Source organism: Lentzea nigeriaca (genome assembly GCF_016907955.1).
GTDB classification, from domain to species: domain Bacteria; phylum Actinomycetota; class Actinomycetes; order Mycobacteriales; family Pseudonocardiaceae; genus Lentzea; species Lentzea nigeriaca.
Genome location: NZ_JAFBCX010000009.1, coordinates 161,952 through 174,685, shown reverse-complemented (window position 1 = coordinate 174,685; position 12,734 = coordinate 161,952). Strand labels below are relative to the sequence as shown.

The 12,734-nt window shown below is 68.9% G+C and carries 14 protein-coding genes; 6 read left to right on the top strand and 8 right to left on the bottom strand.

The annotated features are described in order from the left end of the window. Positions 1 to 21 precede the first annotated feature (21 nt). Positions 22 to 420 carry a hypothetical protein gene (locus tag JOD27_RS29195; protein ID WP_204765494.1) on the top strand — a complete coding sequence of 133 codons (399 nt, stop codon included), beginning with the start codon at positions 22 to 24 and terminating at the stop codon, positions 418 to 420. A gap of 8 nt (positions 421 to 428) precedes the next feature. Here JOD27_RS29195 and JOD27_RS29190 read toward each other — a convergent pair whose 3' ends face one another. The 3 genes from JOD27_RS29190 to JOD27_RS29180 all read right to left on the bottom strand — a co-directional run bounded on the left by JOD27_RS29190 (position 429) and on the right by JOD27_RS29180 (position 4,001). Then, positions 429 to 1,298 carry a phytoene/squalene synthase family protein gene (locus JOD27_RS29190; protein WP_307830392.1) on the bottom strand — a complete coding sequence of 290 codons (870 nt, stop codon included), beginning with the start codon at positions 1,296 to 1,298 and terminating at the stop codon, positions 429 to 431. A gap of 17 nt (positions 1,299 to 1,315) precedes the next feature. After that, the gene (mptB, locus tag JOD27_RS29185) at positions 1,316 to 2,830 is read right to left on the bottom strand and encodes a polyprenol phosphomannose-dependent alpha 1,6 mannosyltransferase MptB (protein ID WP_204765492.1); all 1,515 of its coding nucleotides are present in this window, start codon (positions 2,828 to 2,830) and stop codon (positions 1,316 to 1,318) included. Positions 2,831 to 2,933: 103 nt separating this feature from the next. After that, on the bottom strand, positions 2,934 to 4,001 hold the full coding sequence (locus JOD27_RS29180; RefSeq protein WP_307830391.1) for a polyprenyl synthetase family protein: 1,068 nt from the start codon (positions 3,999 to 4,001) through the stop codon (positions 2,934 to 2,936). A gap of 104 nt (positions 4,002 to 4,105) precedes the next feature. On the opposite strand from JOD27_RS29180, the gene metF reads away from it, so the two are divergent. After that, entirely contained in the window at positions 4,106 to 4,999 is an 894-nt protein-coding gene (gene metF, locus JOD27_RS29175; RefSeq protein WP_204765490.1) for a methylenetetrahydrofolate reductase [NAD(P)H], read from the top strand. On the opposite strand, the gene JOD27_RS29170 is transcribed toward metF, so the two are convergent. Then, complete coding sequence (locus JOD27_RS29170) at positions 4,996 to 5,658, bottom strand: DUF3153 domain-containing protein (RefSeq protein ID WP_372441757.1); 663 nt, start codon at positions 5,656 to 5,658, stop codon at positions 4,996 to 4,998. The two genes, metF and JOD27_RS29170, sit on opposite strands and share 4 nt — an antisense overlap. Before the next feature lie 97 nt (positions 5,659 to 5,755). Here JOD27_RS29170 and JOD27_RS29165 point away from each other — a divergent pair, with 97 nt between their 5' ends. Then, positions 5,756 to 7,408, top strand: a complete 1,653-nt coding sequence (locus JOD27_RS29165) for a DUF885 domain-containing protein (protein WP_204765488.1) — start codon at positions 5,756 to 5,758, stop codon at positions 7,406 to 7,408. Between the two features lie 290 nt (positions 7,409 to 7,698). On the opposite strand, the gene JOD27_RS29160 is transcribed toward JOD27_RS29165, so the two are convergent. Then, a complete protein-coding gene (locus tag JOD27_RS29160) occupies positions 7,699 to 8,193 on the bottom strand; it encodes a VOC family protein (RefSeq protein WP_307830390.1) in 495 nt (164 codons plus the stop codon). Positions 8,194 to 8,217: 24 nt separating this feature from the next. Between JOD27_RS29160 and JOD27_RS29155 the strand changes: the two genes are divergently transcribed. Next, positions 8,218 to 9,774, top strand: a complete 1,557-nt coding sequence (locus tag JOD27_RS29155; protein WP_204765486.1) for an alkaline phosphatase D family protein — start codon at positions 8,218 to 8,220, stop codon at positions 9,772 to 9,774. On the opposite strand, the gene JOD27_RS29150 is transcribed toward JOD27_RS29155, so the two are convergent. Next, a complete protein-coding gene (locus JOD27_RS29150) occupies positions 9,760 to 10,506 on the bottom strand; it encodes a maleylpyruvate isomerase N-terminal domain-containing protein (RefSeq protein ID WP_307830389.1) in 747 nt (248 codons plus the stop codon). The genes JOD27_RS29155 and JOD27_RS29150 overlap by 15 nt on opposite strands. Then, positions 10,503 to 10,922, bottom strand: a complete 420-nt coding sequence (locus JOD27_RS29145) for an SAV_6107 family HEPN domain-containing protein (RefSeq protein WP_204765485.1) — start codon at positions 10,920 to 10,922, stop codon at positions 10,503 to 10,505. The genes JOD27_RS29150 and JOD27_RS29145 overlap by 4 nt, the downstream gene beginning before the upstream one ends. Positions 10,923 to 11,125: 203 nt before the next feature. Between JOD27_RS29145 and JOD27_RS29140 the strand changes: the two genes are divergently transcribed. Beyond that, on the top strand, positions 11,126 to 11,614 hold the full coding sequence (locus tag JOD27_RS29140; protein ID WP_204765484.1) for a YbaK/EbsC family protein: 489 nt from the start codon (positions 11,126 to 11,128) through the stop codon (positions 11,612 to 11,614). Next, a complete protein-coding gene (locus tag JOD27_RS29135) occupies positions 11,611 to 12,171 on the top strand; it encodes a GNAT family N-acetyltransferase (protein ID WP_204765483.1) in 561 nt (186 codons plus the stop codon). The genes JOD27_RS29140 and JOD27_RS29135 overlap by 4 nt, the downstream gene beginning before the upstream one ends. Here the strand turns inward: JOD27_RS29135 and def are convergent, their stop codons facing one another. Continuing rightward, positions 12,172 to 12,684 (bottom strand): peptide deformylase, encoded by a 513-nt coding sequence (gene def, locus JOD27_RS29130; RefSeq protein ID WP_204765482.1) that lies wholly within the window; start codon positions 12,682 to 12,684, stop codon positions 12,172 to 12,174. Between the last annotated feature and the right edge of the window lie 50 nt (positions 12,685 to 12,734).

The window sequence follows — 12,734 nt, the reverse complement described above, 5'->3', positions numbered from 1 at the left end:
GGAACCCCTGAACTGGTGCGCGTGATCACCAAGACTGTGCTCGCCGGCCTCACCGCCGTCGGGCTGCTTCTCTCGCCGGTTGAGGCAAGTGCTGCCCCGGCCGTGCAGGCCAAGCCCACCACGCTGGAGCTCGACGCGGGTGGCGCCAGGGTCAAGCTCAAGAAGGGCGACCAGCTCCAGATCAAGGGCAAACTCGGTGCTGCGGGCGAGCGTCAGCTCACCCTCGGCCTCAATGTGTTCGCACAGGTCAAGGTCGGTGCGTCGACATGGACCAACATCTACACCCGGTCCTGCACGCCGAACTCGACGTTCACCGCGAAGCTCGCGATCGACGCGTCGGCTGATCTGCGCCTCTACTTCCCAGGCACCAGCGTGTACGCGTCCTCGACGTCCAACATCGTCGGCGTCGTCGTGATCTAAAGCCGGGTTCATTTGCTCATCGCACGTGCGAGCAGTGCCCGGCCCGCGCCGGGCACTGCCACCGCGAGACGTCGTGAGTTCGGCACAGCGACCCTCCGCCACAGCACCTCGCAGCCGACGAGGCCGAGGATGTCGCGATACAGCGTGAACGCCGTCCGCATGCAAGGCCGCGACGCCGGCGACAGCATGTCGATGCCCGGCTCGGCCAACTGATATATCGCATGCGTGTGGGCGACGAGGTCGTCGAGCGCCCTTTGCACCCGGACGTTTGCGCGACGACCGCAACGACACCATTGCAAAAGGTCGCGGTCGACGCCGTGCGCGCTCAGAACGTCCTGCGGCAGGTACACGCGGCCGCGGTCGAGGTCCTCGCCGACGTCGCGCAGGAAGTTCGTCAGCTGGAAGGCCACCCCGAGCCGGGCAGCGTACGGCTCGGCGTCCGCGCGAGGCACGACCGTTCCGAGCACCGGCAGCATCTGCAGCCCGATGACCTCCGCGGAACCGTGCATATACACGCCGAGCGCGTCGAGGTCGGCGTACTCGGTGACGTGGAGATCCATCCGCATCGACTCGAGGAAGTCGGTGAAGAGCGTCCGGTCGATGTTGTAGCGGCGCATCGTGTCCGTCAGCGCGTTCAGGACAGGGTTCGACGGTTCACCGCTTTTCATGCAACTGTCCAGCAGTCGCTCAAGGCGGTCGAGCTCGCCTTCACGGTCGTCGACGCCAGCCGCGTCGACGATCTCGTCGGCCCACCGCGCGAACGCGTACAGCGCGTGCACCGCGGGCCGCTGCTCGGGGCGCAGCAGCTTCGTGGCGAGGAAGAAGGTCTTGCCGTACCGCGCGTTCACCCGCCGGCACGCGGCGTACGCGGACGTCAAATCCAATATATTGGCGTTCATTCGTAGCGGGTCGACAGGCCGAACGGGTCCGGCTTCACCAACGACCGCGCCGCGAGCCCCGACACGACCAGCGCGAAGAACAGGTAGCCCCACGAGTAGAGCGCCGTGTCGCCGTTCGGGTACGTCACCAGCAGCAGGAACACCGACGCCAGCGACACCGTCACGAGCGCGCTCGTGCTCCACAGGAACCCGGCGGCGAGCGCCAGCGGCCAGCTGAAGTACCACGGCAGCGTCGCGGGGGAGAGCAGCGCGACGGCCAGCATCGTCAGCGCGCCGCGCCGGATGCTGTCGCGCACCTCGCCGTCCCGCGCCGCCCACCACTGCGTCCACGCGATCCAGATCAGCACGACAGAGCCGAGCGCCCGCGCCACGCCGATGAAGATGCCGCCGTCGACGTAAACGAACCAGTTCACGACCATGCGCACGAAGTCGCCGACCGCGCTCGGGATCGACAGCCAGTTGATGATCATCGACGAGCTGCGCAGCGCGGGGATCCAGCCGAGGCTCACCCCGGCGACCAGCGTGCACGCCACGAACGCACCGAGGAACGCCGCCGCACCCGGCAGCAGCGCCTTGCGGAACTGGGCGCGCTTGTCGCCCTCCAGTCGCGCGGCCCAGATCCAGATGAGGAACGGCACGATCACGACGGCGGTCGCCTTCACCGAGAACGCGAGGCCGAGCAGCACGAAGCCCAGCACGTGCCTGCGGTCGAGCACCAGCAGCACGCCCGCGGCCATCAGCCCGATCATCAGCAGGTCGTTGTGCGCGCCCCCGATCAGGTGGATCAGCAGCAACGGGTTCGCCGCCACCAGCCAGAGTGCGACCGCCGACTTGCCGCCCAGGTGACGGCTGAGGCCAGGCAGCGCCCAGCACAGCAGCACGAGCCCGCCTGCGAGCGAGAAGCGCATGGCGACGACGCCGAGGATCACGCTCGCGTTGGTCAGCCACACGATCGCCTTGGCCACGAGGATGAACAGCGGCCCGTACGGCGCCGGCGTGTGCTGCCACACCCAGCTGACGTTCTCGCTGAGCGTGCTCTGCAGCACGGCGGGCCCGACCTCGTACGGGTCGTAGCCGCTCAGTGCGAGCTGGCCCTGCGCCAGGTAGCTGTAGATGTCCTTGCTGAACAGCGGCGGCGCGAAGAGCAGCGGCAACGTCCAGACCGTCACCGCGACCAGCACCGCGAAGTCGCCGATCTCACCCCATCGCACGAGCCTGCCGAGCCGGATCCACGCCCAGATGACGAGGCCCAGACCCAGGTACAGCACCATGCTCGCGAGATCGCGGCCGTGGCCGTAGCGCAGCCAGCTCAGCCCGACCTGGGCGAGCAGCGGATCGCGCTCCAGGATCGCGCCCGCGCCCATGCCGCCGAGCGCGACCAGCGCCACGCCCAGGAGGCCGAGCATGGTCGTGCGGATGGGGATGGCGTAGGTGTTCGCGCGCACGACAGGTGAGGGCTCCAGCGGAGACACCTCGGAGCTCGTGCGGGGAAGGGACGGAGTTGCTGCCATCGCCCGAACATCGTTGCACAACGCGTGGAAGCGTCAGCAAGCAACGGCCCAGACTGGTCACGAGGTGTTAATCAAGGAACCCGAAGGTGAGTCATGATCGACTTCAGAAGGCCCGCTTCGTGGAACTGATCGCGAGCTCGGCCAGCTTCGTCGCGGCGGGCTCGGCGACGGGAGCCGCGTCGAGGGCGGCCAGCGCGTTCTTCGTCAGCTCGTCGATGCGCTCCTCGACGGCGTCGACGGCGCCCACCTTCACGAGCGCGCGGCGCACCTCCTCGACGGTGTCGATGTCGAGGTCGGGCTTGCCCAGAGCGATATCCAATATATCGGCGCCGAACTGCATGCCGAGCGCCACGAGCAGCGTGCGCTTGCCCTCGGCGAGATCGTCACCAGCGGGCTTGCCGGTGATCTCCGGGTCGCCGAACACGCCGAGCAGGTCGTCGCGCAGCTGGAACGCGACGCCGATGTCGGCACCGAACGCCCGCAGCCCGTCGATCAGCTCCGGTGAGCCGCCCGCCATCGCCGCGCCCATGTGCAACGGCCGTTCAACGGTGTACGCCGCGGTCTTGAGCCGGTCGATGCGCAGCGCCGCGTCCGCGGACGAGTCGCCCCGCGCCTGCGTCAGCACGTCGAGGTACTGACCCGCGAGCATCTCGGTGCGCATGTCCCGCCACGGCTCGCTCATCCGCCGCAGCACCTCGGACGGCAGCCCGGCTGCGAAGAGCATGTCGTCCGCCCACGCCAGCGCGATGTCGCCGATCAGGACCGCCGCCGACATGCCGAACCGCTCCGACGAGCCGAGCCAGCCGAGCTCGCGGTGCCGTGCGCCGAACGCGATGTGCACGGTCGGCTTGCCCCGGCGCACCGACGAGGCGTCCATCAGGTCGTCGTGGATGAGTGCGCACGCCTGGATGAGCTCCAGGGAACTGACCGCCGTGAGCACCTCGTCCGCGAGCTCACCGTCCGGATCGCCGCCCGCCGCGCGCCACCCCCACCACGCGTAGGTCGGGCGGATGCGCTTGCCGCCGCCCAGCACGAAGTCCGAGAGCGCGTCCACCGCGCTCGCGAAGCTCGGGTCCATCGCCTCTCCGGACGCGCGGCGGGAGGCCAGGTACGTGGTCAACGCTTCTTCGACGTGCTGGGGCAAAGCAACGTCGATGGGGTGGTGGGACACATGTCCATGGTCCGCTGTGTCCGGGGCCACCCGTATGCCGGGGCCCGCGTACCACATGCTGGGCTCAAGTCTCACTCAGCGGAAGTAGCACTAGGGTTGTGAGCATGACGTCGGTGGTGGAGCGGTTGCGGGGACATTCCAGTGTCTCGGCACCCAAGTTCTCGGTCGAGTTCCTACCACCGCGGGACGCCGAGGACGAGAAGGTCCTCTGGAAGGCCGTCCGCGAACTGGAAGGCCTGGACCCGGCTTTCGTGTCGATCACCTACGGCGCCGGCGGGTCACGGCGGGACCGCACGATCCGTGCGACCGGCCGGATCGCGCAGGAGACGACGCTGCTGCCGGTCGCACACCTGACCGCGGTCGACCACTCGGTGGCCGAGCTGCGCAACGTGATCGGCTGGTACGCGGCGATCGGCGTGCGCAACGTCCTGGCACTGCGGGGCGACCCTCCCGGTGACCCGATGGGCGAGTGGGTCGCGCACCCCGAGGGCCTCAACTACGCCGACGAGCTGGTGCGGCTGGTGCGCGAGCTCGGCGACTTCTGCGTCGGCGTGGCGGCGTTCCCGTACGGGCACCCGCGCTCGACCGACCTCGACACCGACCTGAAGTTCCTGCTGCGCAAGCTCAACGCGGGCGCGGACTACGCGGTGGCGCAGCTGTTCCACGAGCCGGAGCCGTTCCTGCGGCTGCGCGACAGGGTCGCGGCGGCAGGCTGCTCGGCGGCGATGCTGCCGGGGATCATGCCGATGCTGTCGGCGCGCGGCCTGTCCAAGATCGTGGAGCTGTCCGGCGCAGACCTGCCGGTGGAGATCTCGCGCAGGCTGGAGCCGTACGCCGACGACCCGGCCGGATTCCGCGCGACGGGCATCGACATCGCGACCGAGATGTGCCAGCGGCTGCTCGAGGAGGGCGTGCCCGCGCTGCACTTCTACACGATGAACCGGTCGAAGGCGACGCGGGAAGTCCTGGGGCGCCTGGGTTTGGTGACTCGCGCCTAGACCATCACGTTGCGCTTGTGCGCGATGAGGGCGAGGACGACGACGATCAGCGCGGCGCCGCCGGTGAGCCCGGCGACGAGCAGCGCCCAGCCGAGGAACGAGTCGGACTCCGCGCCCGCGTACTGCACGGTGGCCTGGAGCATCGACGCCTGGCCGGGTTTCGGAGACCACGCGATGGTGTTGTTCTCTTCGTCGCGGCCGTTGGTGTTCACGATCTTGCCGGGGAAGCTGACCTTCACCTGGATGTCCGCGCGCTCCACGGGCACCTGGGTGAGGTCGACGGAGCCCGAGAGCGTGACAAGATCACCCGACCGGCGGAAGTTGAGGCTGTACCGGCTGTTCGACGAACTGGTGGCCGAGGAGAGCGTGCGCATCTCCTCGAACGACAGTCCGTTGAAGAACAACTGCGTGCCCGCGTACGACTCCACCCGGTACGGCTTGGTGGTGACGCGGCTCGCGAGCTCCGGTGGCACCTTCAGCTGAGGGCCGGGGTCGTTGTCCTGCGTGGGCGGCGTGGCCGCGACGATCTCACCCGAGATGCGGTCGTCGTCCGACACGGCCATGGCCGCGTACACGCGAACACAACCGCTCAACGAGAACAGGGTGAGCAGCAGGAAGACCGGCACCAGAAGTGCCCGGGATCGACGCACGGCGGACATCCTGCCAGGGCGGTCCAAACGACGCAGCACCTCCATTGGTCGTGAGCTTGACTAACTACCTTTTGGTGTCGAGAACCGGGAGGTAGCGTCTCGCGCCATGGCATCCGTGCACGACATCAGCAACAAGTACGTCAGCGACTACGTGGCGCTCGACCCCATCACCGCCACCAACCTGGGCTTCGCGGGATCCGACGACCAGCTGACGGACTTCTCGCCGGAAGGGCACGCGGCACGCGACGAACTCGCCGTCCGCGCTCTGGCCGACATCGCCGCCGCCGACCCCGCGGATGCTTCCGAAGACGCGGCACGCGCCGTTTTCCTGGAACGAACGGGTCTCGAGCACGAGCTCTACGAGGCCGGGCAGTCCGAGTCGTCGTTGAACGTGATCGCCAGCCCGATCCAGTCGATCCGCGACATCTTCGACCAGATGCCGACCGACACGCCGGAACAGTGGGCCACGATCGGGCGTCGTCTTTCCGCTGTGCCCGCCGCTCTGGAAGGTCTGCGCGCTTCTCTCTCACACGCCGCCTCCCGTGGCCACGTTTCCGCGCTGCGCCAGGTGACCAAGGTCGCCGCACAGTGCGACGTCTGGGCTTCGACGTTCTTCACCTCGTTCGTCGCCTCGTCCAATGCCGAGGGCGCGCTGCGTTCCTCGCTGGACACCGGTGCCGCCGCCGCTTCGGCCGCGTACGCCGACTTCGCCTCCTTCCTGCGCACGACGCTCGCCCCGCAGGCGCCCGAGAAGGACGCCGTCGGCGAGGAGCGCTACCGCCTCGGTTCGCGCTACTTCACCGGCTCGCGGCTCGACCTGGCCGAGGCCTACGCGTGGGGCTGGGAGGAGTTCCTCGGCATTGAGGCCGAGATGAAGGAGGTCGCGGCACGGTTGAAGCCGGGCGCCTCGCTGGCGGAGACGGCCGCCTACCTCGACGAGCACCCGCGCTACCAGGTCCACGGCCAGGACGGCCTGCAGGCGTGGATGCAGGAGCTGTCCGACAAGGCCCTGCTCGACCTGCGCGACGTGCACTTCGACCTGCCGGACGCGCTGATGAACCTCGAGTGCAAGATCGCCCCGCCCGGCGGTGGCGTCGGTGCGTACTACACGCCACCGACCGCCGATTTCTCGCGCCCAGGCCGCATGTGGTGGTCGATCGCCGAGGGCAAGACGGTGTTCCCGACCTGGCGCGAGACCTCGACCGTCTACCACGAGGGCGTGCCGGGCCATCACCTCCAGTGCGCGACGGCGGTGTACCAGTCGAAGACGCTCAACGACTTCCAGCGCCTGATGTGCTGGGTCTCCGGCCACGGCGAGGGGTGGGCGCTCTACTCGGAGCGCCTGATGCGCGAGCTCGGCTACCTCGACGACGACGGCGACCTGCTCGGCATGCTCGACGCGCACCTGTTCCGCGCGGCCCGCGTGATCATCGACATCGGCATGCACCTGGAGCTGGAGATCCCAGCCGGGACCGGCTTCCACCCAGGCGAGCGCTGGACCCCGGAGCTGGGCCTCGAGTTCATGCTGACGAGGACGCTGCAGGAGCCGGCGGCCGCCCGCGACGAGGTCGACCGGTACCTCGGCTGGCCGGGCCAGGCACCGGCGTACAAGCTCGGCGAGCGCCTCTGGCTCGCCGCCCGCGAGGACGCACGGGCCCGCAAGGGCGCCGACTTCGATCTCAAGCGCTTCCACAAGGACGCCCTGGAGATGGGCTCGATGGGCCTCGACACCTTGCGTGAACGGTTGGCGGCTCTCTGACCCACCTCCGCGTCGCAACCCTCTGACCTGCGTCAACGCCCCGTTATGCAAAATACGTTTGCGGACGTCCGCAAACGTATTTTGCATAACTGATATATGGGATATTGGATGTCAGGTGGCGAGCAGGCCGAACCAACGCATGTGAGGTCCACCAGCACGACGAGTCCCGCCAGGAACTGAGCGGCTTTGCCCGCCCCACTACGCGAGCGGCATGCCCTTCAGTACGACCTGCTGCCTGGACGCGCCCGTGCTCCAGTGCTGCCACGCCCCCCACAGCCCGACCGACGGGATCAGCGCGGGTCGGCCCACCGGACGCGGACGCGGTTCGTGATCGGCTCGGAGTCGTCGGTCCGTACGAACTCGAGCCACGGGCCTGGCTCCGGCCGCACCGAAGCCCACCCGTCACCGCTGCGCACGACCGGATGCCCGGTCGCCTGGGCCGAAGCCAGCGGATCCGGGGAGTCGACGACGACGGCCGCGATCGCCCCGGTGTACTCGGGTCGGGGTTCCAGGACGCAGAACTCGTTGCCCTGCGGGTCACGCAACACGACCCACGGCACGCCGCGTTGCCCGATGTCGGCGTGTTCGGCGCCGAGCTTCAGTGCGCGCGCCACGATGTCCGCCTGGTGCTCGGCCGACGACGAGGCGAGATCGATGTGCACCCGGTTCTTCTCGATCTTCGGGGCGTCGCTCCACACGAACGTCAGCTCGATCTCGTCGCCGGCGAACTCGGACCAGAACGCGGCCAGCGCGGGAGGATCGGCTGCGTCGAACGTGATTTCCACTCGTGCGAGGGTACTGTCTCGCGGGTGGCGAAGCTGGTGCTCGGACCGCTCCTCAGGCATGTGAACGAGACGTCCGCGACCGTGTGGGTCGAGACGGACGCCTCCTGCGAGGTCACGATCGCGGGGCACACCGCGCGCACGTTCCAGGTCGGGAAGCAGCACTTCGCCCTCGTCAGACTGGAGAACCTGGGGCCGCGCACGGAGTACGACGTCCGCCTGAACCAGGAGATCGTCTGGCCGGAACCCGGCAGCCGGTTCCCGAAACCCGTGATCCGCACGGGCGAGGTCCGCCGGATCGCCTTCGGGTCGTGCCGCGCCGCGCCGAGCCAGCCAGTGGGTCCCGACGCGCTCGACGCGTTCGCGCAACGGCTCATGGGCGTCCCCGAGCAGGAGTGGCCGCAGGCGCTGATCCTGTTGGGAGACCAGGTCTACGCCGACGAACCCACCGAAGCCACCAAGCAATGGCTGCGCGAACACCGCCACGGCACGCGGGAACCCGATGGCGAGGTCGTGCACTTCGCCGAGTACGCCCACCTCTACCACGAGACCTGGGGCGACCCCGAGATCCGCTGGCTGCTGTCGGTCGTGCCGACGTCGATGATCTTCGACGACCACGACGTGCGCGACGACTGGAACACGTCTGCCGTGTGGCGCAAGGAGATGGAAGGCAAACTCTGGTGGCGCGACAGGATCCGCGGCGCCATCTCCTCCTACTGGGTGTACCAGCACCTTGGCAATCTGGGCCCGGACGAGCTCGGCAGGGATCCCTTGTACGCCAAGGTGAAGGCCCAGGGCACGGACGTGCTGCCGTTGCTGGAGGAGTTCGCGGAGGAAGCGGACAAGGAAAACCAGGGCCGCAAGTCCACGTGGTGGAGCTACCGCCGCGACTTCGGACGCACCAGGCTGCTCATGGTCGACACGCGCTGCGGCCGCATCCTCGGGAACGACGTGCGGAAGATGGTCAGCGACGAGGAGTTCGAGTGGCTCGAACGCAACGCCGAAGGCGACTACGACCACCTGCTGATCGGTTCGTCACTGCCGTGGCTGATGCCGCACTCGCTCAGCCACTTCCAGTCCCTCAACGAGATCGGCGCGCGCAAGAAGGGCTGGCAGGGGCGGGCGGCCGAGAAGATCAGGCAGGCGGCCGACCTCGAGCACTGGCCGGCGTTCCGCGAGTCGTTCGACCGGCTCACCCGCATGATCGAGAAGGCCGCGAACAACGGCGCCGCAACGGTGTGCGTCCTCTCCGGCGACGTCCACCACAGCTACGTCGCCGAAGCCGAGTTCCCCGCGCCCACCAAGGCGACCGTCACGCAGCTCGTCTGCTCGCCCGTGCACAACGAGCCGCCGAACGTGTTCCTGCCGATCTTCCGGCTGTCCTGGTCGCGCGTCGCGGCGTGGGTGTTCCGCGGTCTCGCGACTCTCGCCGGTGTGCCGAAGGACCTGGTGCACTGGCGCAAGACCAGCGGCCCGCACTTCGGGAACTCCGTGGCACTGCTGGAGTTCGACGGCCGCCGCACCCGTTACCGGCTGTTGTCGGCAACGGGTGCGGAAACCGCGTCGGTGCTACTTGGTCGCTAGCCGCAGTAGCGCCCAGAGCTGCGCGATCGCGTCGTGGTCGCCGATCACGTCGACCATCCGGTCCGGCAGGCGTCCCCACAGCCAGCGGTACATCGTCATCGGAGGCGCCGACACCTGTGCGTCGGCGACGTGGGCGTCCTCCGGGTCGACGACGCGCCACGCCGACGCGCCGTGCGGACCGCAACGCGTGAGCCACACCTCGTCCTCCACGCGAATGGCGACCAGCCCGTCCCGCGACCCCCGCACCCCGAGCACGTCCAGCTTGTGTCCCAACCACAACGTGAGCACCTCGTCGACACCGTCGGTCGCCACCTCGTCGGTGACCGCGCCGACCTGCATCCCCGCTGCGCCCTGGATGTCCATGCGGTGCAACGTGGTCTCGTGCGCGAGCCGTCGCCGCCAGAACGCGTAGTTCTGCTGCACCGGCCACCACGTCGCGCACGGTTCGTTCTCCTCGTGCGCGCCCAGTTCCTCGAACACGGCCTCCGCACCCGAACGCATGAAGTCCAACGGGTCCTCGCCGTCCGCGGGAAACTCCTGCCATTCCCCGGCTTCCGGCTTGCGGCCGAGCCTGATCCACTCCAGCGCGATGCGGTAGCCGCTGCCGACGTGCCGCACGGTCTCGCCGAGATTGAGTCCCGGACACGCGGGCACACCCTTGTGCGGCGGCTGGCCGATCGCGGACATGGCGAGCAGTTCGGCCTCACGACGCAGTACTTCGAGAGAGTTCACCGACTCGCCTCGTTCATGACGCGGTCGACGAGAGTGACGAACTGATCGGTCTGGCGCACCAGGTCGTCGGCCGTGCGGGCGGTGACGTGCCGGGTGATGCCCGCGAGCACAGCGGCCCGCGTCGACGACCACGACGCGAAGAAAGCAGCCCACTCCTGCATTTCCGGCGCGATCGCTGCGAGCAGCACCCACGCGCTGGTCGGCTTCGAACGTCCGCGATGGGGTCGTCCCCGCAACGCGAGCACCGCGGCTGCAGCACGCAACGCGGCGAGGTAGGCGGTGGCGAACCGCTCCGGTGGCTCCGGCGTGCGCTCCGACTCTGCGAGCGAGTCGCGGGCCTGCTGCAGCAGCGCGAGCGCGGACGCGGGTGGCAAGGGGAGGGGGAAGTCCGCCGGATTCGAAATCTCAGCTGTCATCTCGGCCTCCTCGTGGCGTCGGTGAACGACGTCTCCGCCGAGGGGAAGCCGGCGGCTCTCGGAGGTGGGGTGCTTCCCCCACCCCACCTCCGAGGCATGGTGAGACTCGAACACATGTTCGAGTCTCTCCCAGCGTAGCTCCCGGCCGATGGATTCCTCAACCCGCCCCACCACGTGGTGGCCAGTCGTGGTCTGATGGTTACGTGAGTGCGCTCGAACACCCCGGAATCCGCAAAGTCGCGGAAGCCCTGCCACCCGCCACCGCCGAACGCATCGTCGTGCTGCCGGACGCCGTGCGGACCGCGGCGGCCGCGGCCGAGGCGGTGGGCGTACAGGTGGGCGCGATCGCGAACAGCCTGCTGTTCGCCGCCGTGCGCGACGGCGTGGCGACCCCGCTGCTGGTCCTGACCTCGGGCGCGCACCGGGCGGACACGGCACTGGTGGCCGAGCTCGTCGGCGCGGACGCGGTGAAGCGCGCCGACCCGGAGTTCGTGCGCGAGCACACGGGCCAGGTGATCGGTGGCGTGTCGCCGGTCGGGCACCCCGCGCCGATCGAGACGGTGGTGGACGAGGCGTTGGCAGGCTACGAGGAGATCTGGGCGGCCGCGGGACATCCGCACGCCGTGTACCCCACGACCTTCGCCGATCTGGTGGCACTGACGGGTGGGCGTGTGGCGGTGGTGTCGTCATGACGGCGTCGCCGCGCCTGGAGCGCATCGTCGAGATGACCGCTTCCGAGCTGAACGTCCGGCTGGGCGAAGCGCTCGCGCTGTACGTGACCGCGATGAACTACCCGCCCGGCACCGTCGAGCAGCGCGCTCCGATGTGGCTCGCGCACATGATGCGCGAGGACTGGCGCTGCGTCGTGGCCCTGGGGGAACAGGACGAACTCGTCGGCATCGGCTACGGCTACCGCGGCGCCGCCGGGCAGTGGTGGCACGAACAGGTGCGGCGCGGGCTGATGGCCGTCGCGTCGCCCGCTGTGGTCGAGCACTGGCTCACCGACTACTTCGAGCTGACCGAGCTCCACGTGCTGCCGCGCGCGCAGGGTCGTGGCCTGGGCGAGGACCTGTTGCGCCGCCTCTTGGAGGGCGTGTCGTCGTCCCGCGTGCTGCTGTCCACGCCGGAAGGCCCGAGCAAGGCGTGGAAGCTCTACCGCCGCGTCGGTTTCGTGGACGTGTTGCGGCACTACCAGTTCACCGGCGACCCGCGGCCGTTCGCGGTGCTCGGCCGCGAGCTCCCCGTCTAGCTAGCTCGCCCAGAACCACTCCGACTCCCGTGCCGCGCGCAACGCCTTGCGTCGCAGTTCGGGCGTGAGCCGGGACAGGTACAGCTTCCCGTTGAGATGATCGGTCTCGTGTTGCAGGCATCGCGCCAGCAATCCGGTCCCGCGCACGATCACCGGCTCGTTGCGCAGATCCACACCGCGCACCACGGCTTCCCGTGCGCGCACCGTCGGATACCAGAGCCCTGGAACTGACAGGCATCCCTCGTCGCTGTCCTGGGTTTCCTCGGACAGCTCGACGATCTCCGGATTGATCACGTATCCGAGCCGGCGGCCGTTCTCGCTCGGAACGTCGTAGCTGAACGCCCGCAGCCCCACGCCGATCTGCGGCGCCGCGAGCCCCGCCCGCCCGTCCGGCTTGACGGTGTCGAGCAGGTCGGTGATCAACGCTTCGAGGTTGCGGTCGAACCGCGTCACCGGGTCGGCGCGGCTCATCAGCACGGGGTCGCCGAAATATCGGATATCGCGTACTGCCATGCCATCCAGCCTAGGTTGCGATCACCGGGCCACCGCCCTACTCTCACCGA